The sequence below is a fragment of the Burkholderia sp. MSh2 genome (assembly GCF_000731655.1).
GTDB lineage: Bacteria > Pseudomonadota > Gammaproteobacteria > Burkholderiales > Burkholderiaceae > Burkholderia > Burkholderia paludis.
Map to the genome: position 1 here is coordinate 43,496 of NZ_JPGM01000025.1, position 25,888 is coordinate 69,383.

At 67.8% G+C, this 25,888-nt stretch carries 24 protein-coding genes; 5 read left to right on the top strand and 19 right to left on the bottom strand.

The features are described from left to right. Window positions 1-36: 36 nt before the first annotated feature. The 8 genes from eno to GQ57_RS16820 all read right to left on the bottom strand — a co-directional run bounded on the left by eno (window position 37) and on the right by GQ57_RS16820 (window position 10,432). The gene (gene eno, locus GQ57_RS16785; RefSeq protein WP_011352544.1) at window positions 37-1,320 is read right to left on the bottom strand and encodes a phosphopyruvate hydratase; all 1,284 of its coding nucleotides are present in this window, start codon (window positions 1,318-1,320) and stop codon (window positions 37-39) included. 106 nt (window positions 1,321-1,426) lie between these two features. Continuing rightward, window positions 1,427-2,281, bottom strand: a complete 855-nt coding sequence (gene kdsA, locus GQ57_RS16790) for a 3-deoxy-8-phosphooctulonate synthase (RefSeq protein WP_034198464.1) — start codon at window positions 2,279-2,281, stop codon at window positions 1,427-1,429. After that, the gene (locus tag GQ57_RS16795; protein WP_034198465.1) at window positions 2,278-3,936 is read right to left on the bottom strand and encodes a CTP synthase; all 1,659 of its coding nucleotides are present in this window, start codon (window positions 3,934-3,936) and stop codon (window positions 2,278-2,280) included. The genes kdsA and GQ57_RS16795 overlap by 4 nt, the downstream gene beginning before the upstream one ends. Before the next feature lie 158 nt (window positions 3,937-4,094). Next, complete coding sequence (locus GQ57_RS16800; protein WP_034198466.1) at window positions 4,095-4,940, bottom strand: alpha/beta fold hydrolase; 846 nt, start codon at window positions 4,938-4,940, stop codon at window positions 4,095-4,097. 90 nt (window positions 4,941-5,030) lie between these two features. Next, window positions 5,031-7,517 carry a DNA internalization-related competence protein ComEC/Rec2 gene (locus GQ57_RS16805; protein ID WP_034198467.1) on the bottom strand — a complete coding sequence of 829 codons (2,487 nt, stop codon included), beginning with the start codon at window positions 7,515-7,517 and terminating at the stop codon, window positions 5,031-5,033. A 57-nt stretch (window positions 7,518-7,574) separates the two neighbouring features. Next, entirely contained in the window at window positions 7,575-8,363 is a 789-nt protein-coding gene (locus tag GQ57_RS16810; protein ID WP_034198468.1) for a TatD family hydrolase, read from the bottom strand. Between the two features lie 64 nt (window positions 8,364-8,427). After that, on the bottom strand, window positions 8,428-9,186 hold the full coding sequence (gene lolD, locus GQ57_RS16815) for a lipoprotein-releasing ABC transporter ATP-binding protein LolD (RefSeq protein WP_031399460.1): 759 nt from the start codon (window positions 9,184-9,186) through the stop codon (window positions 8,428-8,430). Then, the gene (locus tag GQ57_RS16820; RefSeq protein WP_031399461.1) at window positions 9,179-10,432 is read right to left on the bottom strand and encodes a lipoprotein-releasing ABC transporter permease subunit; all 1,254 of its coding nucleotides are present in this window, start codon (window positions 10,430-10,432) and stop codon (window positions 9,179-9,181) included. The genes lolD and GQ57_RS16820 overlap by 8 nt, the downstream gene beginning before the upstream one ends. Window positions 10,433-10,582: 150 nt before the next feature. Between GQ57_RS16820 and GQ57_RS16825 the strand changes: the two genes are divergently transcribed. The 5 genes from GQ57_RS16825 to GQ57_RS16845 all read left to right on the top strand — a co-directional run bounded on the left by GQ57_RS16825 (window position 10,583) and on the right by GQ57_RS16845 (window position 17,299). Beyond that, window positions 10,583-11,659, top strand: coding sequence for a hypothetical protein (locus tag GQ57_RS16825; protein ID WP_034198470.1), 1,077 nt, complete (start codon window positions 10,583-10,585; stop codon window positions 11,657-11,659). 14 nt (window positions 11,660-11,673) lie between these two features. After that, window positions 11,674-13,371, top strand: a complete 1,698-nt coding sequence (gene recJ / locus GQ57_RS16830; protein ID WP_031399463.1) for a single-stranded-DNA-specific exonuclease RecJ — start codon at window positions 11,674-11,676, stop codon at window positions 13,369-13,371. 153 nt (window positions 13,372-13,524) lie between these two features. Continuing rightward, window positions 13,525-14,629 (top strand): peptide chain release factor 2 gene (gene prfB / locus GQ57_RS39555; RefSeq protein ID WP_124455448.1). Its coding sequence is split into 2 segments (ribosomal slippage): window positions 13,525-13,605 and window positions 13,607-14,629, totalling 1,104 coding nucleotides; the frame shifts between segments, so codons are not numbered across the junction. Window positions 14,630-14,785: 156 nt separating this feature from the next. Next, a complete protein-coding gene (gene lysS / locus GQ57_RS16840) occupies window positions 14,786-16,228 on the top strand; it encodes a lysine--tRNA ligase (protein ID WP_407638591.1) in 1,443 nt (480 codons plus the stop codon). 348 nt (window positions 16,229-16,576) lie between these two features. After that, the gene (locus GQ57_RS16845) at window positions 16,577-17,299 is read left to right on the top strand and encodes a glycine zipper 2TM domain-containing protein (RefSeq protein ID WP_034198471.1); all 723 of its coding nucleotides are present in this window, start codon (window positions 16,577-16,579) and stop codon (window positions 17,297-17,299) included. Between the two features lie 138 nt (window positions 17,300-17,437). On the opposite strand, the gene iscX is transcribed toward GQ57_RS16845, so the two are convergent. The 11 genes from iscX to GQ57_RS16900 form a co-directional block, all read right to left on the bottom strand. Then, the gene (gene iscX, locus GQ57_RS16850) at window positions 17,438-17,647 is read right to left on the bottom strand and encodes a Fe-S cluster assembly protein IscX (protein ID WP_031399466.1); all 210 of its coding nucleotides are present in this window, start codon (window positions 17,645-17,647) and stop codon (window positions 17,438-17,440) included. Window positions 17,648-17,666: 19 nt separating this feature from the next. After that, window positions 17,667-18,008: an ISC system 2Fe-2S type ferredoxin gene (fdx, locus tag GQ57_RS16855; RefSeq protein ID WP_011352558.1), complete on the bottom strand. Its 342-nt coding sequence runs from the start codon at window positions 18,006-18,008 to the stop codon at window positions 17,667-17,669. Window positions 18,009-18,096: 88 nt separating this feature from the next. Then, on the bottom strand, window positions 18,097-19,965 hold the full coding sequence (hscA, locus tag GQ57_RS16860; protein WP_031399467.1) for a Fe-S protein assembly chaperone HscA: 1,869 nt from the start codon (window positions 19,963-19,965) through the stop codon (window positions 18,097-18,099). A 54-nt stretch (window positions 19,966-20,019) separates the two neighbouring features. After that, complete coding sequence (gene hscB, locus GQ57_RS16865) at window positions 20,020-20,547, bottom strand: Fe-S protein assembly co-chaperone HscB (protein ID WP_031399468.1); 528 nt, start codon at window positions 20,545-20,547, stop codon at window positions 20,020-20,022. Between the two features lie 97 nt (window positions 20,548-20,644). Then, window positions 20,645-20,968: an iron-sulfur cluster assembly protein IscA gene (iscA, locus tag GQ57_RS16870; protein ID WP_014896627.1), complete on the bottom strand. Its 324-nt coding sequence runs from the start codon at window positions 20,966-20,968 to the stop codon at window positions 20,645-20,647. A gap of 142 nt (window positions 20,969-21,110) precedes the next feature. Further along, a complete protein-coding gene (gene iscU / locus GQ57_RS16875; protein ID WP_006754131.1) occupies window positions 21,111-21,518 on the bottom strand; it encodes a Fe-S cluster assembly scaffold IscU in 408 nt (135 codons plus the stop codon). Window positions 21,519-21,586: 68 nt separating this feature from the next. Beyond that, entirely contained in the window at window positions 21,587-22,810 is a 1,224-nt protein-coding gene (locus tag GQ57_RS16880) for an IscS subfamily cysteine desulfurase (protein WP_031399469.1), read from the bottom strand. A 65-nt stretch (window positions 22,811-22,875) separates the two neighbouring features. Continuing rightward, a complete protein-coding gene (gene iscR, locus GQ57_RS16885; RefSeq protein ID WP_031399470.1) occupies window positions 22,876-23,415 on the bottom strand; it encodes a Fe-S cluster assembly transcriptional regulator IscR in 540 nt (179 codons plus the stop codon). A 115-nt stretch (window positions 23,416-23,530) separates the two neighbouring features. Then, window positions 23,531-24,013 carry a low molecular weight protein-tyrosine-phosphatase gene (locus GQ57_RS16890; RefSeq protein ID WP_034198472.1) on the bottom strand — a complete coding sequence of 161 codons (483 nt, stop codon included), beginning with the start codon at window positions 24,011-24,013 and terminating at the stop codon, window positions 23,531-23,533. A 101-nt stretch (window positions 24,014-24,114) separates the two neighbouring features. Continuing rightward, complete coding sequence (locus tag GQ57_RS16895; RefSeq protein WP_031399472.1) at window positions 24,115-24,342, bottom strand: hypothetical protein; 228 nt, start codon at window positions 24,340-24,342, stop codon at window positions 24,115-24,117. Window positions 24,343-24,471: 129 nt separating this feature from the next. Beyond that, window positions 24,472-25,884, bottom strand: coding sequence for a lactate utilization protein B (locus tag GQ57_RS16900; protein ID WP_031399473.1), 1,413 nt, complete (start codon window positions 25,882-25,884; stop codon window positions 24,472-24,474). Window positions 25,885-25,888 lie beyond the last annotated feature (4 nt).

The following is a 25,888-nucleotide window of genomic DNA, read 5'->3' on the forward strand; positions in this document are numbered from 1 at the left end:
GAGCGGCGTCGATATGACGAACCCGATAGTAGCGCGTTAGCGCAGGTTATAGAAAGCCGATTTACCCGGGTAGCTCGCGATGTCGCCGAGATCTTCCTCGATGCGCAGCAGCTGGTTGTACTTCGAGATGCGGTCGCTGCGCGACAGCGAACCCGTCTTGATCTGGCCGGCATTCAGGCCGACCGCGATGTCCGCGATCGTCGAATCTTCCGTTTCGCCCGAGCGGTGCGAGATCACGGCCGTGTAGCCCGCGCGCTTCGCCATTTCGATCGCCGCGAACGTTTCGGTCAGCGTACCGATCTGGTTGATCTTGATGAGGATCGAGTTCGCGATGCCCTTCTCGATGCCTTCCTTCAGGATGCGCGTGTTCGTGACGAACAGGTCGTCGCCGACCAGCTGCACCTTCTTGCCGAGGCGGTCAGTCAGCAGCTTCCAGCCTTCCCAGTCGCTCTCGTGCATGCCGTCCTCGATCGACACGATCGGGAACTTGTCGGCGAGCGTCGCGAGGTAGTCGGTGAATTCGGCCGACGACAGTTGCAGGCCTTCGCCCGCGAGCTGGTACTTGCCGTCGTGGTAGAACTCGGATGCCGCGCAGTCGAGCGCGAGCAGCACGTCTTCGCCCGCACGGTAGCCTGCCTTCTCGATGGCTTGCAGGATCGTCGACAGGCACTCGTCGTTGCTGCCGAAGTTCGGCGCGAAGCCGCCTTCGTCACCGACTGCCGTGCTCATGCCGCGGTCGCTCAGGATCTTCTTCAGTGCGTGGAACACTTCCGCGCCGCAACGCAGGGCTTCACGGAACGTCGGCTGGCTGACCGGGACGATCATGAATTCCTGGATGTCCAGGCTGTTGTTCGCGTGTGCGCCGCCGTTGACGATGTTCATCATCGGCACCGGCAGTTGCATCGCGCCCGAACCGCCGAAGTAGCGGTACAGCGGCAGGCCGGCCTCTTCGGCGGCAGCCTTCGCGACGGCCATCGACACGGCCAGCATCGCGTTCGCGCCGAGGCGCGACTTGTTGTCGGTGCCGTCCAGCTCGAGCAGCGTCTTGTCGAGGAACGCCTGTTCCGACGCGTCGAGGCCCATGATGGCTTCGGAGATCTCGGTGTTGATGTGTTCGACTGCCTTCAGCACGCCCTTGCCGTTGTAGCGGCCGGCTTCGCCGTCGCGCAGCTCGATCGCTTCACGCGAACCGGTGGACGCGCCCGACGGTACCGCCGCGCGGCCCATCGTGCCCGATTCGAGCAGCACGTCGCATTCGACGGTGGGGTTGCCGCGCGAATCCAGAATCTCGCGGCCGATGATATCTACGATTGCACTCATGGGTTTCCTCTGAGAATGACGATGGATTCTTAAAACTGCGACGGCGCGCGCGCCCGAACCGCTTTCGCTACTGACGCGCGAAGCCGTCGCAAGGTTCATTCGATCTTTAATTGAAATCGTTTTCCAGGAACGGATTGCGCTTCACCGCCTGGTCGAGCGTGACGAGTGTCTCCAGCAGCGCGCCCATCCAGTTCAGCGGCACAGCGTTCGGGCCGTCCGACTTGGCCTCGGCCGGATTCGGGTGCGTTTCCATGAACAGGCCCGCGACGCCCGTCGCGACCGCCGCCCGCGCCAGCACCGGCACGAATTCGCGCTGGCCGCCCGAACTCGTGCCCTGCCCGCCCGGCAACTGCACCGAGTGGGTCGCATCGAACACGACCGGCGCGTTCGTCTCGCGCATGATCGCAAGCGAGCGCATGTCGGACACGAGGTTGTTGTAGCCGAACGAGACGCCGCGCTCGCACGCCATGAAGCGGTCGTCGGACAGACCCGCTTCACGTGCCGCGTCGCGCGCCTTGTCGATCACGTTCTTCATGTCGTGCGGCGCGAGGAACTGGCCCTTCTTGATGTTCACCGGCTTGCCCGAGCGTGCGCACGCGTGGATGAAATCGGTCTGGCGGCACAGGAACGCCGGCGTCTGCAACACGTCGACGACCGACGCGACCTGCTCGATCTCCTCGATCGAATGCACGTCGGTCAGCACCGGCAGGCCGAGCTGGCGCTTCACTTCGGACAGGATTCGCAGACCCTCGTCCATTCCGAGGCCGCGAAACGACTTGCCCGAGCTGCGGTTCGCCTTGTCGTAGGACGACTTGTAGATGAACGGCACGTTCAGCTTCGCGCAGATCTCCTTCAGGCGGCCCGCCGTGTCGATCGTCATTTGCTCCGATTCGACGACGCAGGTACCCGCGATCAGGAAGAAAGGCTTGTCGAGACCGACCTCGAAATCGCACAGCTTCATGCTTGCACTCCGCGCGCTTGCTTGTTGGCCAGCGCGGCTTCGACGAACGACTTGAAGAGGGGGTGGCCGTCGCGCGGCGTCGACGTGAATTCCGGGTGGAACTGGACGCCGACGAACCACGGGTGCATCGAACGCGGCAGTTCCATCATTTCCGGCAGATCCTCGCTCGGGGTACGGGCGCTGATGATAAGGCCGCCGGCTTCGAGCTGGGGCACGAAGCGGTTATTGACTTCATAACGGTGGCGATGACGTTCGTTCACGTCCTTGCCATAGATTTCTTCCGCCATCGTGCCGGGCTTGATCGGGCAGCGCTGCGAGCCGAGGCGCATCGTGCCGCCGAGATCGGATTCCTCGGTGCGCGTCTCGACCTTGCCTTCGCGGTCGTGCCACTCGGTGATCAGCGCAACCACGCGCTCCGGCGTATCCGGATCGAATTCCGTGCTGTTTGCCTGCTTCATGCCGACGACGTCGCGCGCGAACTCGATCACCGCGAGCTGCATGCCGAGGCAGATGCCGAGATACGGCACCTTCGCCTCGCGTGCATAGCGGATCGCCGCGATCTTGCCTTCCGTGCCGCGACGGCCGAACCCGCCCGGCACCAGCACCGCGTCGAGGTGCTTCAGGCTGTCGACGCCGTTCGCCTCGATCTCTTCCGAGTCGATGTACTCGATGTTGACCTTGGTCGACGTGTGCAGCGATGCGTGGCGCAGCGCCTCGATCAGCGACTTGTACGACTCGGTCAGGTCGACGTACTTGCCGACCATGCCGATCGTCACTTCGTGCTTCGGGTTCTCGAGCTTCTCGACGAGCTCCGACCACATGGTCAGGTCGGCGTCCTTCGGCGACAGCTTCAGTTCCTCGCAGATGATGCGATCGAGGCCCTGGTCGTGCAGCATCTGCGGGATCTTGTAGATGCTGTCGGCGTCCCACACCGAGATCACGGCGTCTTCCGGCACGTTCGAGAACATCGAGATCTTCTTCGACTCGTCGTCCGGGATGCGGCGGTCCGCACGGCACAGCAGCACGTGCGGCAGGATGCCGATCTCGCGCAGCTTCTGCACGCTGTGCTGGGTCGGCTTCGTCTTCAGCTCGCCGGCCGTCGCGACGTACGGCACGAGCGTCAGGTGCACGAAGCACGCGCTGTTGCGGCCGAGGCGCAGGCTCATCTGGCGTGCGGCCTCGAGGAACGGCAGCGATTCGATGTCGCCGACCGTGCCGCCGATCTCGACGATCGCGACATCCGGCTCGCCGCAGGTGGCCGACGCGGCCCCGCGCTCGATGAACGCCTGGATTTCGTTCGTGATGTGCGGAATGACCTGCACCGTCTTGCCGAGATAGTCGCCGCGGCGTTCCTTGCGGATCACCGATTCGTAGATCTGGCCGGTCGTGAAGTTGTTGGCCTTGCGCATCTTCGTGCTGATGAAGCGCTCATAGTGGCCGAGGTCGAGGTCGGTCTCCGCTCCGTCTTCCGTCACGAACACTTCGCCGTGCTGGAACGGGCTCATCGTGCCGGGGTCGACGTTGATGTAGGGATCGAGTTTGAGGAGGGTGACTTTCAGACCGCGCGATTCGAGGATCGCGGCGAGGGAAGCGGCGGCAATACCCTTGCCAAGGGAAGAAACTACGCCGCCGGTGACGAAAACATATTTGGTCATCGCTGGATGCTCGCGGGAAAAACGGATTATACCGTAAAGCCCGCCCTTCTCTCAGCAATTGACTCGATGATCGCGCCCTTTCCCACCGGCTCGCGCCGGCGCGACATGGCGCCGCGAGGCCGCCGGCCGGTCGGCGCAACCGGGCGCCGGACCGCGCGTCACGCGCGCTTCGCGAGCGGGGCGCCGCCCTGCGACGCGTCGCCCTCCGCCGCCTTCAGCGAATTCAGCATCCGCTGCAGCGCGCGGGCGGTCTCGAGCGGCCTCTCCATCGGAAACAGGTGACTGCCCTCCAGCCATTCGACGCGGCCGCGCGCCGCGCGGCGGGTCGCATCGAGCCCGACCTGGCGCACCTCGCGCGAACGCGTGCCGGCGAGAAAGCCGAGCGGCACCGGCGCGCCGTGCGCGAGCCGCGGGCCGAGCGTGTGCGGCAGCGTCCGGTAGATCAGGTATTCGACCTGACGGTCGAACGCGAGCGCCCGCTCGCCGTCGGCGCCGGCCTGCGGGATCCCGTAGTCGATGTAGTCGGCCAGCATGCGTTCGTCCCAGCGCGCGAACGCGGGTTTCTCGCGGAAATGTCGCCAGACCTCGTCGCGGCTCACCCAGCGCGTGCGCCGGTTGCGCGTTGCGGCGGCCGGCGACAGCCGCTCGTCGAGCCCCGCCCACTGGCTCGCGCGCAATGCGCCCGCGCGCCAGCCCGCAATGATCGGCGAATCGATCATCACGACGCCGCGCACCCATTGCGGCTTCTTCAACGCAGCCATCAGCGACAGGTAGCCGCCGAGCGAATGGCCGACGAGCCAGACCGGACGCTCGTAGCGGCTGCCGATGTCGTCGAGCAGTTGCTCGACGAGATGCGGCCAGTCGCGCGTCACCGGGTAGCGGCGGTCGTGGCCGATCCGTTCGATGTAGCGCAGCTCGTAATCGTCGGCCAGTTCGGCGAAGATCGTCCGGTACGTCGACGCCGGAAAGCCGTTCGCATGCGAGAAGTGGAGGATGTCCTTCAAACGCCGATGTCTCCTTTTTCTGCCGGGCCCTTGCCGCGGCGTCGTGCCGGTCCCGGGCATGTCTTCCTGATACGCCGGCCCTTGCCGCGATCATCGATCCATCCAGTACCTTCGCCGGGCGTCACGATGGCGCTCGAAGGCGAACCCGCCGCCGTCCGGCGCGACGTCGAACCGCACGGCGCCGTCGCGATCGGTGCGCGGGAGCGGAATCCCGCGCGCCTCGTAGCGTGCGAGGACCGTCCGGTGCGGATGTCCGAAACGATTGCGATAGCCTACAGGAAATACCGCGACGCGCGGCCCGACCGAATCGAGGAAAGGCTCGACCGACGACGTGCGGCTGCCGTGGTGCGGAACGACCAGGATCTGCGCGGCCAGCGCGCCGCGCGCCGTGTGCACGAGCTGGCGCTCGGCGCGCGCCTCGATATCGCCCGTCAGCAGCGCGGACGTGCCGCCCGCGTCGATGCGCAGCACGCACGACTGCCCGTTCGACGCGCCAATGCCCGGGCCGCCGGGCGGCCACAGCATCGTGAAGACGACGCCGTCCCAGGTCCAGCGCTGCCCGGCCGCGCACGGCAGCCGGTCGGCGACGCCGGCGGCCGCCGCATCGCGCCACAGGCGGCTGTCTCGCGCGATACCGGCCAGCAGCTGGCGCACGTCGACCGCCGCGTAGACGGCCGCCGCACCGCCGGCGTGATCGGCGTCCGCGTGACTAAGCACGAGCGAATCGAGCGCCGCGATGCCGCGCGAGCGCAGCGCCGGCGCGACGATCCGCGCGCCGGCGTGGGTCGACTCCGCGCCCGGCCCGGCATCGAACAGCAAGGCCCGGCGTGTGGTCTCCACCAGCACCGACGCCCCCTGCCCGACGTCGAGCACGGTCAGCCGGAAACCGCCCGGCGGCGGCGTATCGGCGGCCGGCGCGACGAGCGGCAGCCACGTGAGCGGCGCCGCCCAGCGCAACGGCCAGCCCCGCGGCATCAGCGCCCATGCGACACCCATGCACGCAAGCACCACCACCGGCCAGTCGGGCATGCGCAGCCGGAACACGCCGGCCGGCCAGTCGGCGAGATAGCCGAGCAGCGCCATCATCGGTTCGAGCGCCTCATGCGCGAGCCGGAACGCATGCGCATCGAGCGGCGCGGGCAGCGCGATGCCGGCCAGTACGACCGGCGTCACGACCGCGCTCACCCACGGAATCGCAAACGCATTGCCGAACGGGCCCGACAGCGAAACCTGCGCGAACCAGGCCGCCGTCAACGGTGCGAGGCCGATCGTCACCGCGTACTGCACGCGCGAGGCCTCGGCGATCCGGCGTGCGGCACGCGCGCCCCATGCGCGCCAGCGGCCCGGACGGGTCGCGACGCCGCTTTCCCCATCGCCCTCCCCGCCTTCCGCGTCGGCCTCGCGCGCCGCATGCCAGCCGGCAGCGGCCAGCAGGATCAGCGCGACCGCCCCGAACGACAGCCAGAACCCCGCCGACAGCACGGCCCACGGATCGGCGAGCAGCACGCCGCCGAGTGCCGCGCACAGCACCGCGGACGTCGGCACGCTGCGCCCGGCCAGATAGGCGATGCCGCCGGCCGCGATCATCCACCAGGCGCGCTGCGCCGGCACGTTGAAGCCGGCAAGCGCGGCATAGCCAGCCGCGGCCACCAGTGCGGCAAGCGACGCGGCATACGGCGCCGGGAACACAAGCGCCGCGGCACGCCCGCGCCAGCGCAGGCGGCGCCAGATCATCGACGCGAGCCCGCCCGCGATCGCGCCGACGAGTCCGACATGCAGGCCCGAGATCGCAACCAGATGGCTCGTGCCCGTATTGCGCAGCACGCGCCAGTCGTCGCCGCCGATGCCCGACTGATCGCCGATCGCGAGTGCGGAGACGATGCCGCGATGGTCGGCGTCGCTACCGAGGGCTTCGTCGATGCGGGCCCGCAGCGCGTCGCGCAGCCGATCGATCGTCGCCCGCCACCCCGATGCACGCGCATCGAGCAATGCCGACCGCCCGGGTGCGACGACATAGCCGATCGCGCGAATGCCCGCGGAGAGCCATGCCGCTTCGCTGTCGCGCACGCCGGGATTGGCCTCGGCGTGCGGGCGCTTCAGGCGCACGACGAAACGCCAGCGCTGCGCGGCGCGCAGATCGGGCAGCGCATCGCGGGACGCGGCGCCATACGTGCGCCACGACAGCCGGATCAACGGCGGAAAGCGGGCCAGCCCGGCATCGTTCGACTCGACCGCGAACAGCAGCCGCACGCCCGTCCCGTCGACGACCGGCAGCCCCCGGACCACGCCGGTGACGACGATGTCACGCCCTTCCCATTGCGCAGGCAGGCTGTCGCCCAGCCGCCATTCGGCGCGCACGGCCGCATAGCCGAATCCCGCGACGCAAGCCGCGAGCACACACGCCGTCCACCCGAGCGCGACGGTCGCACGCGTGCGCCGCCCCATGCACCACGCGCCCAGCACCGCGCAGCCCGCGAGCGCGGCCGCCCCGATCATCCATGCGCGCGCACCCGGCAACGCCGGCTGCCGCTGCAGCACGACCACGCCGAGCGCGAACGCGATCCACCACACGCGCATCGCGCCTCCTCGTCGACCGGGCGCCGCGACGACACAGGCGGCGCCTTCCGGCAACGATTATGCGGACGAAAGTGCGAGTCGCGGCAACGCGGCGAGCGCGTTGGCCGAAGTGCATAGGGACAGCGCGGGAGCGTCGAGCCCGCGCAGTTCGGCGAGCACGTCGCCGATGCGCGGCACCTGGTCGGGCGTGTTGCGGGATCGGTACGCCCATTCGGGCGCGATGTCGGGCGCATCCGTCTCGACGACGATCGCCTCGAGCGGCAGTTGCGCCGCGAGCCGGCGGATCTGCAACGCGCGCGTGAAGGTCACGTTGCCGCCGAAACCGAGGCGCAGTCCCTGCGCGAGATACGCGTCGGCCTGCTGGAAACTGCCGTTGAACGCATGCGCGATGCCGCTTCGCACGCCGAAGCGGCGCAGCCCGGCCAGCACGCGGTCCTGCGACTTGCGCACGTGGCACAGCACCGGCAGGTCGAATTCGCGCGCCAGCTTGAGCTGCCCCTGGTAAAAGAACTGCTGCCGCGCTTCGTCGAGCCCCGGCACGAAATAGTCGAGGCCGATCTCCCCGATCGCGACGAAGCGGGGATCGTCGAGGCTCGCCTCGATCTCCATGCGCAGCCGGTCGAGATCCTCGTCGCGCGCCCGCGGCGTATACATCGGATGGATGCCCAGCGCGTAGACCGCGCCCGGCGTGCGCTGCGCAAGCTCGCGCACCGTCGTGAAGTTGTCGCGCCCGATGCTCGGGATCACGATGCGCGACACGCCGGCCGCGCGCGCCGCATGCGCGACCGCGTCGCGGTCGGCGTCGAACTCGGCGGCGTCGAGATGGCAGTGCGTATCGATCCACATGGCGGCATTCCTGCGCCCCCGCGCGGCGCCGGGACGAACCCGGCGCCGCGCGAAGGACGTGCGTTCACACCGGCAGCGCCGGCTCCTCGTGCAGCACGCCGTCGCGCAGCCGCATGATGCGGTCGCAGCGCGCGGCAAGCTCGGGATCGTGCGTGACGATCACGAAGCTCGTTTCGAGCGTCTCGGACAGTTCGAGCATCAGGTTGAACACCGTATCGGCCGTGGTGCCGTCGAGGTTGCCGGTCGGCTCGTCGGCGAGCACGCACGCGGGCTTCGTGACCAGCGCGCGCGCGATCGCGACGCGTTGCCGCTCGCCGCCCGACAGCTCGCCCGGCCGGTGCTTCGCACGCGGCCCGAGACCGACGCGCTCGAGCATCGCCTGGGCCTGCTCGCGCGCATCCTCGGTCGTCATCCGGCGAATGCGCAGCGGCATCGCGACGTTGTCGAGCGCGGTGAACTCGGGCAGCAGGTGATGGAACTGGTAGACGAAACCGAGCGCGCGATTGCGCAATTCGTTGCGCTCGCGCTCGGCGAGTTGCGTAAACGGCTTGCCGAGCAGCGACACCTCGCCCGCGCTCGGCTCGTCGAGCCCGCCCAGCACGTGCAGCAGCGTGCTCTTGCCGGAGCCCGACGCGCCGACGACCGCAAGCTTCTCGCCGCGCCGCACCGTCAGCTCGGTATTGTCGAGCACCTGCACGTTGAAGCCGCCCTGCACGAACGCCTTCGTGATGCCGCGCGCCTGAAGCACGTAATCCTGCATACCTGCCGAATCCTGTCGATTGTGTTGTTTCGAATCCGCGAACGCGGTTGCGCGGTCATTCATAGCGGAGCGCCTCCGCGGGCTTCACCTTCGCGCCGCGCCAGCTCGGGTAGAGCGTCGCGACGGCCGACAGTGCGAACGCGATCAGCCCGATCCGGATCACGTCGCTCGCGACGAGTTCGGACGGCAGCTCGCTGATGAAATACACGGACGGCGGCAGGAACTGCACGCCGAACAGATGCTCGATCATCGGGATCAGCCACGGGATGCTCCATGCGATCAGGCAGCCGAGCGCGACGCCCGACGCCGTGCCGACGAAGCCGATCGTCACGCCCTGCACGACGAAGATCTTCATGATCGACCCCGGCTGCGCGCCGAGCGTGCGCAGGATCGCGATGTCGGCCTGCTTGTTGGTCACCGTCATCACGAGCGACGACACGAGATTGAACGCGGCCACCGCGATGATCAGCGTGAGGATGATGAACATCATCCGCTTCTCGATCTGCACGGCCGAGAACCAGGTCTTGTTCTGCTGGGTCCAGTCGCGAATGTACAGGCTGCCCGACAGCGTATGCGACAGTTCGACCGCGACCTGCGGCGCCTTCTGCATGTCCTTCAGCCGCAGCCGCACGCCGGTCGGCGCGGACATCCGGAACAACGCCTCGGCGTCGCGGATGTTGATCATCGCGAGCGTGCTGTCGTATTCGTAGTGGCCCGACTCGAACACGCCGACCACCGTGAACTGCTTCAGGCGCGGCATCATGCCGGCCGGCGTGATCGAGCCCTCCGGCGCGACCAGCGTGACCTTGTCGCCGACCGTCACGCCGAGGTTGCCGGCCAGCGCGTCGCCGAGCACGATGCCGAACTGTCCCGGCACGAGCGCGCCGAGCTGGCCGGCCTTCATGTCCTTGCCGATGTCGGACACCTCCGGTTCAAGCGTCGGTTCGACGCCGCGCAGCATCACGCCGCTCACCGCGTCCTGGCGCGTGAGCAGCGCCTGCGCGTCGACGTACGGCGCCGCGCCGATCACCGACGGATTGCGGCGCGCTTCCTGCGCGGTCAGCTGCCAGTCGGGCATCGAGCCCGTCGGCGAGAACACCTCGACGTGCGCGAGCACCGACAGCATGCGGTCGCGCACTTCCTTCTGGAAGCCGTTCATCACCGACAGCACGACGATCAGCGCCGCGACGCCGAGCGCGATCCCGAGCATCGACACGAGCGCGATGAATGAAATGAAGCCGTTGCCGGTCGTGCGTTTGCCGGCGCGCGTGTAGCGCCAGCCGATCTGCCATTCGTACGGAAGTTTCAAGCGAATCCTTTCTGCTGGTTACGGCGGGACGGCGCCCCGCGGCCGGAGCGCCGCCCGGCGGCGGCCACCGGCCCGGGCACGGTCGAAAAACGGCCGCCGGACGCGAACGGGCCGTCGGCCGGCCCGATCACGCGCGCAGTTTGCCATACAATGCGCACCATCATGCACGACCGACGCCTCCATTTTCTCGTTCCGTTCGCGCTGCCGTCGGCGGCCGATGCGGCCTCGTCCCTGCACACCCTGGATAGCCCCGCGCTCGAAAAGTTGCTCGCCCGCGCCAGCCTCGTCGAGCGCGTGGCCGGCGAGGACTTCCAGCGCACGCTGCCGCACGAGCGCTGGCTGGCCCGCCAGTTCGGCGCGACCCGGGGCAACGCCGCGGACGAGGCGCCGCTCGCGCCCTACATGCTGCTGGCGGACGGCGGCAGCCCCGGCACGCACGCGTGGGCGTGCGTCGAGCCCGTTCACGTCGAAATCGCGCACGACCACCTGGTGCTCGTCGATCCGGCCGCGCTCGCGCTCGACGACGGCGACGCCGCCGCGCTGCTCGCGGTCGCGCGGCCGCTGATCGAGGAACTCGGCGTGCGGCTCGAAGCGCCGAACCCGACACGCTGGTACCTGTCCAGCGACCAGCTCGCCCGCCTCGCCGGCGCCGCGCCGCTGCGCGCGAGCGGCCGCAACATCGAGATCTGGCTGCCGCACGAGGCACACACCGGCGAGCGCTCGCGGATGTGGATGAAGCTGCAGAACGAAGTGCAGATGGCATGGTTCCAGCATCCGGTCAACGAAGCGCGCGAAGCACGCGGCCTGCCGGCCGTCAATTCGATCTGGTTCCATGCGCAGGGCACGCTGAAGCCGGTCGGCAAGCCGTTCGCGCGCGTGCTGTCCGCGTCGCCGGCGGCGCTCGGCCTTGCACGCGCCGCGCAGGCCGACGCCGGCGCGCCGCCCGCGGCGTTCGGCGCGCTGCCCGCCGCCGACGGCGCGACGCTCGTCGAACTCCCGGCGCTGACCGCCCCGTTCATCGGACAGGACTGGGCGCGCTGGCACGACGGGCTCGCCGCGCTCGAGCGCGACTGGTTCGCCCCGGCGCTTGCCGCGCTGCGCAACGCCGAGCTGGCGAGCGTCGGGTTCACGCTCTGCGGCGACACGAGTTCCGTGACGCTGCACGCGACGCGCGGCGACCTGCGCAAATTCTGGCGCCGCCGCGCGCTCGCCTCCCTGTTCGAATAACAAGCAGACCCCGTATGACCCGGATCGTTACCCGCACCGTCGCCCCCGCCGACGCCGAAGTGCTCGCGCGCCACGGCCTGCACCCCGTCCTCGCGCGCCTGTACGCGTCGCGCGGCGTGCAGTCCCCCGCCGACATCGAGACCGCGCTCGCGCGCCTGGTTCCGCCCACCGAGCTGAAAGGCTGCGCCGACGCGGCGTCGCTGCTCGCCGACGCGATCGCCGACAAGCGGCGCCTGCTGGTCGTCGCCGACTACGACTGCGACGGCGCGACCGCCTGCGCGGTCGCGGTGCGCGGCCTGCGGATGTTCGGCGCGCGGATCGACTACCTGGTGCCGAACCGCTTCGAATACGGCTACGGCCTGACGCCCGAGATCGTCGAACTCGCGGCCGCGCGCAAGCCCGACCTGCTGATCACCGTCGACAACGGGATCGCGAGCGTCGCGGGCGTCGAAGCCGCGAACGCGCGCGGCATCGACGTGCTCGTGACCGACCACCACCTGCCCGGCGACGCGCTGCCCGCCGCCCGCGCGATCGTCAACCCGAACCAGCCCGGCTGCACGTTCCCGAGCAAGCACATCGCCGGCGTCGGCGTGATGTTCTACGTGCTGCTCGCGCTGCGCGCCGAGCTGCGTCGGCGCGGCGCGTTCGCGAGCAAGGAAGCGGAGCCGCGCCTCGACGGCCTGCTGGACCTCGTCGCGCTCGGCACGGTGGCCGACGTCGTGCGGCTCGACGGCAACAACCGCGTACTCGTCGCGCAGGGGCTGCAGCGCATCCGCAACGGCCGCATGCAGCCGGGCATCGCCGCGCTGTTCCGCGCCGCCGCACGCGAGGCGCGCACCGCGTCGGGCTTCGATCTCGGCTTCGGCCTCGGCCCGCGCCTGAACGCCGCCGGGCGCCTGTCCGACATGTCGCTCGGCATCGAGTGCCTGATCACCGACGACATCGGCCGCGCGTGGGATCTCGCGCAGCAGCTCGACGTGATGAACCGCGAGCGCCGCGAGATCGAGGCCGGCATGCAGCAGCAGGCGCTCGCCGATCTCGCCGATATCGATCCGGCCGACGGGTGCACGATCACGCTGTTCAACCCCGAGTGGCACCAGGGCGTGATCGGCATCGTCGCGGGCCGGCTCAAGGAAAAATTCCACCGCCCGTCGTTCACGTTCGCGCACGCGGACGACGAAGGCAAGCGGGTCAAGGGGTCGGGCCGGTCGATCGCCGGTTTCCACCTGCGCGACGCGCTCGATCTCGTGTCGAAGCGCGAACCGGACCTGATCGTCGCCTTCGGCGGCCACGCGATGGCGGCCGGCCTCACGCTCGAGACCGAGAACGTGCCGCGCTTCGCGGCCGCGTTCGAGGCCGTCGCGCGCGAATGGCTGTCCGACGATGCGCTCGCCCGCGTGATCGAGACCGACGGCGAGCTCGAGGACGCGTATTTCACGCCGCAGTTCGTCGGGCTGCTCGACGAAGCCGTGTGGGGCCAGGGCTTTCCGGCCCCGCTTTTCTCGGGCGAATTCGACGTCGTGTCGCAGTCGCTCGTGAAGGAAAAGCACCTGAAGCTGCAGCTCGCACGCGGCCGCCAGCGCTTCAACGCGATCTGGTTCAATCACACGGAACCGCTGCCGGCAAGCGCGCTGATCGCTTACCGGCTCGTCGCCGACACCTGGAACGGCGTCACGCGCGTCCAGCTGATCGTCGAGCACGCGGCCGGCTGAGCGCGCGCCGCCCGGCCCGCCGCGCCCGTCTCGCGCATGCGCGCCGCGCCGGACGGGGCCGCGGCGCGCATGCGAGCACCGTTTGCGTCACCGGGCAACCCTGCCGATCGGCTATAATTCCGCTTTTTTACGAAGCAAGAATAGCGAACGATCATGGAAGCGGAACGTCTCAACGCGATCGAAAGCTCCCTGCTCGACCTGCGCAACCGCGCGGGCGAGCTTCGGGGGTATCTTTGACTACGACGCCAAAGCTGCGCGTCTGACCGAAGTCAACAAGGAACTCGAAGACCCGAACGTCTGGAACGATTCGAAGAACGCCCAGGCGCTCGGTCGCGAGAAGAAGCTGCTCGAAGGCGTCGTCACGACGTTGACGGCGCTTGATGGCGACCTGCGCGACGCGCTCGACCTGTTCGAGCTCGCACGCGAGGAAGGCGACGAGGACACCCTCCTCGCATCGGAAGAAGACGCCGCGAAGCTCGAGGCACGCGTCGGCGACATCGAGTTCCGCCGGATGTTCTCGAACCCGGCCGACCCGAACAACTGCTTCATCGACATCCAGGCCGGCGCCGGCGGCACCGAGGCGTGCGACTGGGCGTCGATGCTGCTGCGCCAGTACCTGCGCTATTGCGAACGCAAGGGCTTCAAGGCCGAGGTGCTCGAAGAGTCCGACGGCGACGTCGCCGGCATCAAGAACGCGACGGTCAAGGTCACGGGCGAATATGCATACGGCTTCCTGCGCACCGAGACGGGCATCCACCGCCTCGTGCGCAAGTCGCCGTTCGACTCGTCGGGCGGCCGCCACACGTCGTTCTCGTCGGTGTTCGTCTATCCGGAAATCGACGACTCGATCGAAGTCGAGATCAACCCGGCGGACCTGCGCATCGACACCTACCGCGCATCCGGCGCGGGCGGCCAGCACATCAACAAGACCGATTCCGCGGTGCGGATCACGCACATGCCGACCGGCATCGTCGTGCAGTGCCAGAACGACCGCTCGCAGCACCGCAACCGCGCCGAAGCGATGGCGATGCTGAAGTCGCGCCTGTACGAAGTCGAGATGCGCAAGCGCCAGGCCGAACAGGACAAGCTCGAATCGAGCAAGACCGATGTGGGCTGGGGCCACCAGATCCGTTCGTACGTGCTCGACCAGAGCCGCGTGAAGGACCTGCGCACGAACGTCGAAATGAGCAACACGAGGGCTGTCCTCGACGGCGATCTCGACGACTTCATCAGCGCGAGCCTCAAACAGGGCGTGTAAGCGCCGCGGCGCGGCCCCGCCGCGCCGCCCTTCCCGTTTGCGTTGCCGCACCCACTCCGAATTCCGACCATCATGACCGAACCGACCCAAACGCAGCCCGCCGTCGCCGCGGACGAAAACCAGATCATCGCCGAGCGCCGCGACAAGCTGCGCGCGCTGCGCGAGCAAGGCGTCGCCTACCCGAACGACTTCCGTCCGACGCATCACGCGGCCGATCTGCAAACGACCTTCGCCGACTCCGACAAGGCCGCGCTCGAAGCGAACCCGGTCGAGGTGTCGGTCGCCGGCCGCATGATGCTCAAGCGCGTGATGGGCAAGGCAAGCTTCGCGACGGTGCAGGACGGTTCGGGCCAGATCCAGTTCTTCGTGACGCCGAACGACGTCGGCGCGGAAACCTACGACGCATTCAAGAAGTGGGACCTCGGCGACATCGTCGCCGCGCGCGGCGTGCTGTTCCGCACCAACAAGGGCGAGCTGTCGGTGCAGTGCAAGGAATTGCGCCTGCTGTCGAAGGCGCTGCGCCCGCTGCCGGACAAGTTCCACGGCCTCTCCGACCAGGAAATGCGCTATCGCCAGCGCTACGTCGACCTGATCGTCACGCCGGAAACGCGCGACACGTTCCGCGCCCGCACCAGGACGATCGCGTCGATCCGCAAGTTCATGGACAACGCCGACTTCATGGAAGTCGAGACGCCGATGCTGCACCCGATCCCGGGCGGCGCGGCCGCGAAGCCGTTCGTCACGCACCACAACGCGCTCGACATGCAGATGTTCCTGCGGATCGCGCCGGAGCTGTACCTGAAGCGCCTGATCGTCGGCGGCTTCGAACGCGTGTTCGAGATCAACCGCAATTTCCGGAATGAAGGCGTGTCGCCGCGTCACAACCCGGAATTCACGATGATGGAGTTCTACGCCGCGTACACCGACTACCGCTGGCTGATGGACTTCACCGAGCAACTGATCCGCCAGGCGGCGATCGATGCGCTCGGCACCGCGACGATCCAGTACCAGGGCCGCGAGCTCGATCTCGCGAAGCCGTTCCACCGCCTGACGATCACGCAGGCGATCCGGAAGTACGCGCCGGACTACACCGACGGCCAGTTGTCGGACGACGCGTTCCTGCGCACCGAACTGAAGCGCTTCGGCGTCGACGTCTCGCAGCCCGCGTTCCTGAACGCCGGCACCGGTGCGCTGCAGCTCGCGCTGTTCGAGGAAACCGCCGAAGCGCAACTGTGGGAACCGACCTTCATCATCGACTACCCGGTCGAAGTGTCGCCGCTCGCACGCGCATCGGATACGGTGCCGGGCATCACCGAGCGCTTCGAGCTGTTCATGACCGGCCGCGAGATCGCGAACGGCTTCTCGGAACTGAACGATCCGGAAGACCAGGCCGCACGCTTCAAGAAGCAGGTCGAGCAAAAGGATGCGGGCGACGAGGAAGCGATGTTCTTCGACGCCGACTACATCCGCGCGCTCGAATACGGGATGCCTCCGACCGGCGGCTGCGGGATCGGCATCGACCGCCTGGTGATGCTGCTGACCGACAGCCCGACGATCCGCGACGTGCTGCTGTTCCCCCATCTGCGCCGCGAAGACTGATCGCCGCGCCCGCGTGTGCGCCGCGTCCCGCGGCGTACACGCATCAGCTTTGTAACGACGCGTAAATCCCGCCCGCCGGCGTCCGCCGGCTGCAGATCCTCCCCCGTTTTACTTCCTCGTCGCGACGGCCTTTCCCGGGGTTTCCCCGTAACGATGGCCACGCCTGCGCTGCAATTCGTTACACCTTGATACGGTACGCCGCTCGCCGGTGGACGACACTCCGTTTGCGTCACCACGCAGCACCGAGGGATCGGAACGAAGCGCCGAAGCACCGCGCCTTCCCGATCCCGACGCGTGGGACCCGGCCCGGCGCCACAGCGCCGATCCGGATCGACACCGGAGAAAAAAATGGATAACCCGAATCAGACCACACCGCAAAAGCAACGCCTCCACCCGCTCATCGCCACGGCAGCCGGCGCCGTCATCGTTGCCAGCCTCGCGGCGACGGCGGCCGTCACGGGCATCTTCCCGAAAGCCAACGGCAGCAACGAACAGAACGGCCAGACCCAGGCCGCGCTGATCGCCTCGCAGCCGGCCGTCGATACGGCCGCAGCCGCCAGCACCGCACTCGCCGCGCAAGCGCAGCAGCAGGCGGCAGAACAGGCCGCCGCGCAACAGAAGGCCGTCGCACAGGCCGAACCGAAGCCCGCGCCGCGCCCGGCCACACCGCATCGCCGTCATACGCAGGCGCCGCAGCCGCCGCAGTATGCGCAGCAGCCCTCCGCACCCGCCTACTGCCTGAGCTGCGGCACGGTCGTCGCGATCACGCCGATCCGCACGCCGGGCCAGAGTTCGGGCATCGGTGCGGTCGGCGGCGCCGCGGCGGGCGGCCTGCTCGGCAACCAGTTCGGCCACGGCAACGGTCGCACCGCGATGACGATCATCGGCGCACTGGGTGGCGGCCTCGCGGGCAACCAGGTCGAAAAGCAGGTGCGCGCGGAAACCGACTACCAGGTGCAAGTGCAGATGGAGAGCGGCGCGACGCGCACGTTCACGTACCGCAACCAGCAGCCGCCGTTTGGCCAGGGCCAGCGCGTGCGGATCGAGAACGGGACGCTGATCGGCGCGTGATCGCCCGATCGCGTTACGGCCCCTGCCCGCATACCGCGCGCGGGCAGGCCGCCTGAAAATGAAAACGGCTCGCGAGCGATCGCTCACGAGCCGTTTTCCCATTGCCGGCGGCATGCGCCGTCGCGGCGCACCGCGCAATCAGTCCTCGTCGTCGAAATCCGATTCGTCGATCCAGTGCGCCTGGATCGCTTCGAGGATCTTCTCGCCGGAGTGCTTCGGATCGTCGTTGAAGCCGTCGAGTTCGAGCACCCACTGGCGCAGGTCGACGAAGTTGATCCGCTGCGGGTCGATGTCCGGGTACTTGTCCGCCAGCGCAATGGCTATTTCACGCGAATCGGTCCATTTCATCGCCTGCCTCCGGTTCCTGTCAGTGGTTTTCCTTCGCGTGGTTGATCGAGTACTTCGGAATCTCGACCACCAGGTCCGAATCTTCCTTCACGATCGCCTGGCACGACAGGCGCGACGTCGGCTCGAGGCCCCACGCCTTGTCCAGCAGATCGTCCTCGTCCTCCTCGGACGGCGTCAGGTCGTTGAAGCCCTCGCGGATCACCACGTGGCACGTCGTGCACGCGCACGACTTCTCGCATGCATGCTCGATCTCGATCCCGTGTTCGAGCAGGTTGTCGCAGATACTCTTGCCGGGCGTCGCGTCGATCACTGCGCCATCCGGGCACAGTTCGACGTGAGGCAGCACCACCAGTTGAGGCATGTCCGTTCCGTCAGTCAGGGTGCGGCGCGACGCGCCGCACGGTTCAATGTCGCGCGGGCCGTCACCGGCCGATGCGCAGTTCGTGAGTTCAGATCTCGTCGAGCCGGCGGCCCGACAGCGCGCGCTTGATGCTCTTGTCCATCCGGCGCGCGGCGAATTCGTCGGTGCCGTCGGCCAGCGCCTTGGTCGCCGCTTCGATCGCATTCGTATCGTCGCCCTGCGCGACCGCGCGCAGCGCCGCGACCAGCGCGTCGACCTCGGTGCGCTCGTTCGCATCGAGCAATTCGCCGTCGGCCGTCAGCGCGGCCTGCGTCGCCTCGATCATCCGCTCGGCCTCGACCTGCGCTTCGCGCAGCGCACGCGCGCGCATGTCGATCTCGGCGGTCTTGAAACTGTCCTCGAGCATCTTCGCGATGTCGTCGTCGGCGAGACCGTACGACGGCTTCACGACGACCGACGCCTCGACGCCCGACAGCTGCTCGCGGGCGAACACCGACAGCAGGCCGTCCGCGTCCACCTGATAGGTCACGCGAATGCGCGCGGCACCGGCCGTCATCGGCGGGATGCCGCGCAGCTCGAAGCGCGCGAGCGACCGGCAATCGGCGACGAGTTCGCGCTCGCCCTGCACGACATGGATCGCCATCGCGGTCTGGCCATCCTTGAAGGTCGTGAATTCCTGCGCCCGCGCGATCGGAATCGTCGAGTTGCGCGGAATGATCTTCTCGACGAGGCCCCCCATCGTCTCGACACCGAGCGACAGCGGAATCACGTCGAGCAGCAGCCAGTCGTCGCCGGTGCCGCGATTGCCTGCGAGCAGGTCGGCCTGGATCGCCGCGCCGAGCGCGACGACCTGGTCCGGATCGAGGTTCACGAGCGGCGGCTGGCCGAAATACTTCGCGACCGCGTCGCGGATCACCGGCATGCGCGTCGCGCCGCCGACCAGCACGACACCCTTGATGTCCGCCGGCGTGACCTGCGCGTCGCGCAGCGCCTTGCGGGTGGGCGTGAGCGTGCGCTGCACGAGCGGCTCCACCAGCGACGCAAACGCATCGTGCGCGATCGTCTGCACGAGATGCGCGCCGCCCGACAGCGTCACGTCGAGCGACGCCTGCGGCGCCGACGACAGCGTTTCCTTCAGCACGCGCACGCGATCGAGCAACAGGCGCACGTCCTCGGGCGCGAGCGTCTTCGCATCGATGCCGGCCTGCGCGAGCACGTGACCGAACAGCGCGTGGTCGAAATCGTCGCCGCCGAGCGCGGAATCGCCGCCCGCGGCCAGCACTTCGAACACGCCCTTCGTCAGCTTCAGGATCGACAGGTCGAACGTGCCGCCGCCGAGGTCGTACACCGCGTAGAGGCCTTCGGCCGCATTGTCGAGACCGTACGCGATCGCCGCGGCGGTCGGCTCGTTCAGCAGGCGCAGCACGTTGAGCCCCGCGAGGCGCGCGGCATCCTTGGTCGCCTGCCGTTGCGCATCGTCGAAATACGCGGGCACCGTGATCACCGCGCCGACCAGATCGTCGCCGAGCGAATCCTCCGCACGATAGCGCAGCGTCGCGAGAATCTCGGCCGATACCTCGACCGGGCTCTTCACGCCGTCGACGGTGCGGATCTGCACCATGCCCGGCGCATCGACGAAGTCGTACGGTGCGTTCGCCGCGCCTTCGACTTCCGCCTTGCCGCGGCCCATGAAACGCTTGACCGACACGATCGTGTTGCGCGGATCGGTCGCGGCCTGCTCCTTTGCCTCGTGGCCGATACGGCGGCCGCCCTTCTCGAGATAGCGGACGACCGACGGCAGCAGCGCGCGGCCCGCTTCGTCCGGCAGCACTTCAGGCACGCTGTTGCGTACGGCCGCGACGAGCGAGTTCGTCGTGCCGAGGTCGATCCCGACGGCGAGTCGCCGCTGATGCGGCGCCGGCGCCATCCCCGGTTCGGAAATTTGCAGTAAAGCCATCTTGGTTCGTTCGGGCGCTCGGCCCGTTTGCTACGCGCACCGCAAGGCGCGCGGTTAAGTTTCGAGGCGCTCGATCTGCGCGCCCACTTCCGACGCGACCCGTTCGATGAACATCAGCTGACGCACGGCCTCGGCGGCTGCCTGGTCGGCGCCGCTGTCGAGCAGCGTGCCGAGGCGCTCGACGCGCACGCGCCGCTCGTCGCGCAACTCGCCGAGCAGCGCGTCGAGCGCGTCGACGTTACGGGCGGCCGCGGCATCCTCGATGCCTTCGCGCCATTCCATCTGCTGCATCAGGAACGCGGGCTCCATCGCGGTATTGTTTTCCGCGCCGATGTCGACGCCGCGCAGCGACAGCAGATAGGACGCGCGCTTCAGCGGATCGCGCAGCGTACGGTACGCCTCGTTCGCGCGGGTTGCCCACTGCATCGCGATGCGCTTCTGCGCGTCGCCGGCCGCCGCGAAGCGGTCCGGATGCACCTGCGTCTGCACCGTCCGGTAGGCGGCATCGAGTGCCGCCTCGTCGAGCGCGAATTGCGCCGGCAGGTTAAACAGGTCGAAATGGCTGTCTTTCAGCGAGACCATCGTCGCGTTCAATTCCGGTTCGTCGCGCGGCAAACGCCGCACATTAAAAAGGCGGCCTGTGCCGCCTCTTGCCCGCGTCGCGCGGAAATCCGCGTCGTCACACGCGGAACGATTCGCCGCAGCCGCACTCGTCCTTCACGTTCGGGTTGTTGAACTTGAACCCTTCGTTCAGGCCTTCGCGCGCGAAATCGAGTTCGGTGCCGTCGATGTACGCGAGGCTCTTCGGATCGACGATGACCTTCACGCCATGGCTCTCGAACACCTGATCCTCGGGAGCCAGCTCGTCGACATACTCGAGCTTGTACGCGAGCCCCGAGCAACCGGTCGTGCGAACGCCGAGCCGCAGGCCCACACCCTTGCCGCGACGGACGAGGTATTTCTGGACGTGCTGTGCTGCTTTTTCGGTCAGTGTAATTGCCATGATGTCCTTGCCGCGGCGCGCCACCGGGGCTCGCCGCGTTCCTTCCAGGCGCCCCAGACCTGTCGCTACGCGCCAGTCCCCCGAGGGGGTCAAGAAAACCTGGGGCGGCCCTGCGTTTTCTCGAGAAGCCGCGCGATCCCGCTCAGGCTGCTGCCTGATCGCCTTCCGTGGTGTCGTGGCGCTTCTTGTAGTCGGCCACGGCTGCCTTGATCGCGTCTTCCGCGAGGATCGAGCAGTGAATCTTCACCGGCGGCAGCGCGAGTTCCTCGGCGATCTGCGTGTTCTTGATCGACAGTGCTTCGTCGAGCGTCTTGCCCTTCACCCATTCGGTGACGAGCGAGCTCGATGCGATCGCCGAACCGCAACCGTAGGTCTTGAACTTCGCGTCTTCGATCACGCCGTCCGCGCCGACGCGGATCTGCAGCTTCATCACGTCGCCGCAGGCCGGCGCGCCGACCATGCCCGTGCCGACCGCGTCGTCGTCTTTCGCGAACGAACCGACGTTGCGCGGGTTTTCGTAGTGATCCAGAACCTTGTTGCTGTAAGACATGACTCAGACTCCTTGACTCGTTACGTCTGCGTGCGCGAATCCGCCCGCGGGTATGTTCAATCCGGCGCTCAGTGTGCGGCCCATTCGATCGTCGACAGATCGACGCCTTCCTGGTGCATTTCCCAGAGCGGCGACAGTTCGCGCAGCTTCGCGATCTTGCTGTTCAGCAGGTTGATCACGAAGTCGACTTCCTGCTCCGTCGTAAAGCGGCCGACCGTGAAGCGGATCGAGCTGTGCGCCAGCTCGTCGTTGCGGCCGAGCGCACGCAGCACGTACGACGGCTCCAGCGACGCCGACGTGCACGCGGAGCCCGACGACACCGCGACGTCCTTGATCGCCATGATCAGCGACTCGCCTTCGACGAAGTTGAAACTGATGTTGAGGTTGTGCGGGACGCGGTGCTCCATGTCGCCGTTCACGTAGGTTTCCTCGATCTGCGACAGGCCGCGCAGCAGCTTGTCGCGCAGCATGCGGACGCGCTCGTTCTCGGTCGCCATGTCCTCGCGTGCGATGCGGAACGCTTCGCCCATGCCCACGATCTGGTGCGTCGGCAGCGTGCCCGAACGCATCCCGCGCTCATGGCCGCCGCCGTGCATTTGCGCCTCGATGCGCACGCGCGGCTTGCGGCGCACGTACAGCGCGCCGATGCCCTTCGGACCGTAGGTCTTGTGCGCCGAGAACGACATCAGGTCGACCTTCAGCTTCGCGAGGTCGATCTCGACCTTGCCGGTCGACTGTGCGGCGTCGACGTGGAACACGATGCCCTTCTCGCGGCAGATCTCGCCGATCGTCGCGATGTCCTGGATCACGCCGATCTCGTTGTTCACGTGCATCACCGACACGAGGATCGTGTCCGGGCGCAGCGCGGCCTTGAACACGTCGAGGTCGATCAGGCCGTCGTCCTTCACGTCGAGGTAGGTCACCTCGAAGCCGTCGCGCTCGAGCTCGCGGCACGTGTCGAGCACGGCCTTGTGCTCGGTCTTCACCGTGACGATGTGCTTGCCCTTGCCCTTGTAGAAGTTCGCGGCGCCCTTGATCGCGAGGTTGTCGGACTCCGTCGCGCCCGACGTCCAGATGATCTCGCGCGGATCGGCGTTCACGAGTGCGGCGACCTGCTCGCGCGCTTCCTCGACTGCGCGCTCAGCGTCCCAGCCATATGCGTGGCTGCGCGACGCCGGGTTGCCGAACTGCTCGCGCAGGTACGGCACCATCTTGTCGACCACGCGCGGATCGACCGGCGTCGTCGCGCTGTAATCCATATAGATGGGCAGGTGGAGAGTCTCTTGGGTCATCTGTCGCTCCGGGTATTCTGTGCAGGGACTATGTGCGTTATGGGGTATGGCGGGCGCCTATGCGCTCACGAGCTCGCGATGTTGAACACCGAATTGGGGCCGAGCGGCATCGTACGCACGGGCTCGGCCTGTGCGGCGACGGGCTCCGGCGTACGCCGGTCGCGCAACACCGCAGGCGCGCCCTCGCGTGCGCGCTGCTGATCGACGAGATCCTGCAGCGACACCGAATCGAGGTACTCGACCATCTTCTGGTTCAGCGTCGACCACAGCTCGTGCGTCATGCAATGGCCGTCGGGCTGCTTCGAGCCGTCGCACGTGCCCTTGCCGCCGCACTGCGTGGCGTCGAGCGGTTCATCAACCGCGATGATGATGTCGGCAACGGTGACATCCTGCGCGCGGCGCGCGAGGTTGTAGCCGCCGCCCGGACCGCGCACGGATTCGACGATTTCATGCCTGCGCAGCTTGCCGAACAGCTGTTCGAGATACGAGAGCGAAATCCGCTGGCGCTGGCTGATGCCTGCAAGCGTCACCGGGCCCTGCTCCTGGCGCAGTGCCAAGTCAATCATCGCCGTGACGGCGAAACGGCCTTTGGTGGTGAGTCTCATGGTGGTCTAGGGGACTGCAATCTTGACGATTTTGGTCAAGTATAAATATTTGACGTTTTTAGTCAAGTATCCATGTCTTTGAAAGGGTATTCGCAGACCGCTGAATACCGTGCGCTCAGCGCGCCGTACGGGCCCGGAGCGTCTCCAGCAGGCCCGCGCACGCGCGTTCGACCTGGTCGAGCACCTGCTCGAAACCCTGCGCACCGCCGAAATAGGGATCGGCCACTTCGGTTTCGGTCGAATCCGGCGCGAACGCCATCAGCAGACGCACCTTGTCGCGATGCTGCGGCGGACAACGGCGGCGCAGCTCCGCGAGGTTCGCTTCGTCCATCGCGAGGAGCAAGTCGAAGCGCTCGAAATCCGCCGCGCTCACCTGTCGCGCGCGCAGCGCCGACAGGTCGTAGCCGCGGCTGCGGGCCGCCGCCTGCGCACGCGCATCGGGCGGCTCGCCGACATGCCAGTCGCCGGTGCCGGCCGAATCGACCGCGATCGAATCCGCCAGCGCGGCCGCGTCGACCTGGTGGCGCATCACGCCTTCCGCGGTAGGCGAACGACAGATGTTGCCGAGACAGACGAAACAGATCGCAACGCGGGTCATCGCACTATCGGGAAGCCGCGGCGGACCGCGTGGGAGAAGAACACGCCATTATACAAAGGCGGACGAAATCCCGCCGCCGCGCAAAGCGACGGCGCCCTGCCTCACAGCGCCTTCGGCGCGGCGAGCACGACGTCGCCGGAGGCGGCCGGCAGCGGCTTGGCCGCGTCGTCGACCAGCCCGAACGACACCGCGCGCGCCAGTTCGGCGGACGCCTGGTGCATCGCGAGCGGACCGCGCGACGGCGCGTCGGCCATCGCGTGGAGATAGGCTGCCGCGGCCAGCGGAACGACGATTGCCAGCGGCCAGTACATCGATATTGTCTTTTTCATGATGCGGACCTCCTTGACTGGGTACCCCGAAATGCAGTTCCGGGGACTACAGGGAGGATTCTATAGCCCGCACCTATCGAGATAAATATGCGAATAGCGAACGCACTGTTGTCGCCTGGTGAACAGTCGTCAGCCGAGGTGGCTCTGGGACGCCGCGTACAGCTCCCGGAACGTGCGCCCGGTCGGCGTCGGCATGTCGCGCGTATCCATCCAGCCGCCCATCATCGGCAGGCGCCGCAGCGTGCCGCCGTCGCCGCCCAGCCGCTCCAGAACGCGCACCGCGAGCTTGGTCGTCAGCGCGTACAGCATCGGCCGCCGTGCGAAGAAACCCCACGCGGCGAGCGCCGCCCGCTCGCGCCAGGGCCGCAAGTGCCGCTCGACCTGCTTCTCGCGCAGCGTGCGCAGCAGTTGCGACAGCGGAATCCCGGCCGGGCATACGCTGTCGCATTCGCCGCACAGCGTCGCGGCCTGCGGCAGGTCGAGCGTGCGCTCGAGCCCGACGTAGCTCGGCGTCAGCACCGATCCCATCGGCCCCGGATAGACCCAGCCGTACGCGTGGCCGCCTACCTTCTGATAGACCGGGCAATGATTCATGCACGCGCCGCAGCGGATGCAGCGCAGCATCTCCTGGAACGCTCCGCCGATCAGTCCCGTACGGCCGCCGTCGACGAGCACGACGTAGTTGTGCTCCGGGCCGTCCTCATCGCCGGGCCCGCGCGGCCCGGTCAGCAGCGAGAAATAGTTCGACGTCTTCTGCCCCGTCGCGGAACGCGGCAGCAGGCGCATCGCGGTCGCGAGATCCTCGAGCGTCGGCAGCACCTTCTCGATGCCCGTCACGGCGACATGCACGCGCGGCATCACGGTGCACATGCCCTCGTTGCCTTCGTTCGTGACGATGGCGACCGAACCCGTCTCGGCGATCACGAAATTGCCGCCCGTCACGCCCATGTCGGCCGACATGAAGTGCGGGCGCAGCACCTCGCGGGCCTCGCGCGTCATGTCGGGAATCTCGGTCAGCCGCTCGCGGTGGTGCGTGCGTGCGAACAGGTCGGCGATCTCGTCCTTGTCCTTGTGCACGACGGGCGCGATGATGTGGCTCGGCGGCTCGTTGTCGTTGATCTGCAGGATGTACTCGCCGAGGTCCGTCTCGATCGACTGCACGCCCATCTCCGCGAGCACCGCGTTCAGGCGCATTTCCTCGGACACCATCGACTTGGTCTTGATGACCTTCTTCACGTCGTGGCGGCGCGCGATGTCCGCCACGAGCCGCGCGGCATCCGCGGTCGTTTCGGCGAACAACACCGTCGTGCCGCGCCGCGTCGCCTCGCGCTCGAACGCTTCGAGCCAGACGTCGAGGTTCTCCAGCGCACGGTTGCGACGCGCCTTGAGCGCGGCGCGGGTCGCCGGGAAGTCGATTTCGGTCATCGCGTCGGCGCGCGCGGACACGAACTTCGTCGACAGCTTCTTCAGGTTCTGCTGCAGGCGCTGGTCGGCCAGCTTCTGGCCGGCGCGCGCCTTGAAATGCATCGATTGGACTTGCATCGCG

Excerpts from the sequence above, each read along its gene's own strand:
- eno (WP_011352544.1), bottom strand. The coding sequence starts at position 1,320 with ATGAGTGCAATCGTAGATATCATCGGCCGCGAGATTCTGGATTCGCGC.
- recJ (WP_031399463.1), top strand. The coding sequence starts at position 11,674 with ATGACCCGGATCGTTACCCGCACCGTCGCCCCCGCCGACGCCGAAGTG.
- kdsA (WP_034198464.1), bottom strand. The coding sequence starts at position 2,281 with ATGAAGCTGTGCGATTTCGAGGTCGGTCTCGACAAGCCTTTCTTCCTG.
- GQ57_RS16880 (WP_031399469.1), bottom strand. The coding sequence starts at position 22,810 with ATGACCCAAGAGACTCTCCACCTGCCCATCTATATGGATTACAGCGCG.
- GQ57_RS16890 (WP_034198472.1), bottom strand. The coding sequence starts at position 24,013 with ATGACCCGCGTTGCGATCTGTTTCGTCTGTCTCGGCAACATCTGTCGT.
- GQ57_RS16845 (WP_034198471.1), top strand. The coding sequence starts at position 16,577 with ATGGATAACCCGAATCAGACCACACCGCAAAAGCAACGCCTCCACCCG.
- iscX (WP_031399466.1), bottom strand. The coding sequence starts at position 17,647 with ATGAAATGGACCGATTCGCGTGAAATAGCCATTGCGCTGGCGGACAAG.
- hscB (WP_031399468.1), bottom strand. The coding sequence starts at position 20,547 with ATGGTCTCGCTGAAAGACAGCCATTTCGACCTGTTTAACCTGCCGGCG.
- fdx (WP_011352558.1), bottom strand. The coding sequence starts at position 18,008 with ATGCCTCAACTGGTGGTGCTGCCTCACGTCGAACTGTGCCCGGATGGC.
- iscU (WP_006754131.1), bottom strand. The coding sequence starts at position 21,518 with ATGTCTTACAGCAACAAGGTTCTGGATCACTACGAAAACCCGCGCAAC.
- GQ57_RS16810 (WP_034198468.1), bottom strand. The coding sequence starts at position 8,363 with ATGTGGATCGATACGCACTGCCATCTCGACGCCGCCGAGTTCGACGCC.
- GQ57_RS16805 (WP_034198467.1), bottom strand. The coding sequence starts at position 7,517 with ATGCGCGTGTGGTGGATCGCGTTCGCGCTCGGCGTGGTCGTGCTGCAG.
- hscA (WP_031399467.1), bottom strand. The coding sequence starts at position 19,965 with ATGGCTTTACTGCAAATTTCCGAACCGGGGATGGCGCCGGCGCCGCAT.
- iscR (WP_031399470.1), bottom strand. The coding sequence starts at position 23,415 with ATGAGACTCACCACCAAAGGCCGTTTCGCCGTCACGGCGATGATTGAC.
- GQ57_RS16825 (WP_034198470.1), top strand. The coding sequence starts at position 10,583 with ATGCGCACCATCATGCACGACCGACGCCTCCATTTTCTCGTTCCGTTC.
- iscA (WP_014896627.1), bottom strand. The coding sequence starts at position 20,968 with ATGGCAATTACACTGACCGAAAAAGCAGCACAGCACGTCCAGAAATAC.
- lolD (WP_031399460.1), bottom strand. The coding sequence starts at position 9,186 with ATGAATGACCGCGCAACCGCGTTCGCGGATTCGAAACAACACAATCGA.
- GQ57_RS16900 (WP_031399473.1), bottom strand. The coding sequence starts at position 25,884 with ATGCAAGTCCAATCGATGCATTTCAAGGCGCGCGCCGGCCAGAAGCTG.
- GQ57_RS16795 (WP_034198465.1), bottom strand. The coding sequence starts at position 3,936 with ATGACCAAATATGTTTTCGTCACCGGCGGCGTAGTTTCTTCCCTTGGC.
- GQ57_RS16895 (WP_031399472.1), bottom strand. The coding sequence starts at position 24,342 with ATGAAAAAGACAATATCGATGTACTGGCCGCTGGCAATCGTCGTTCCG.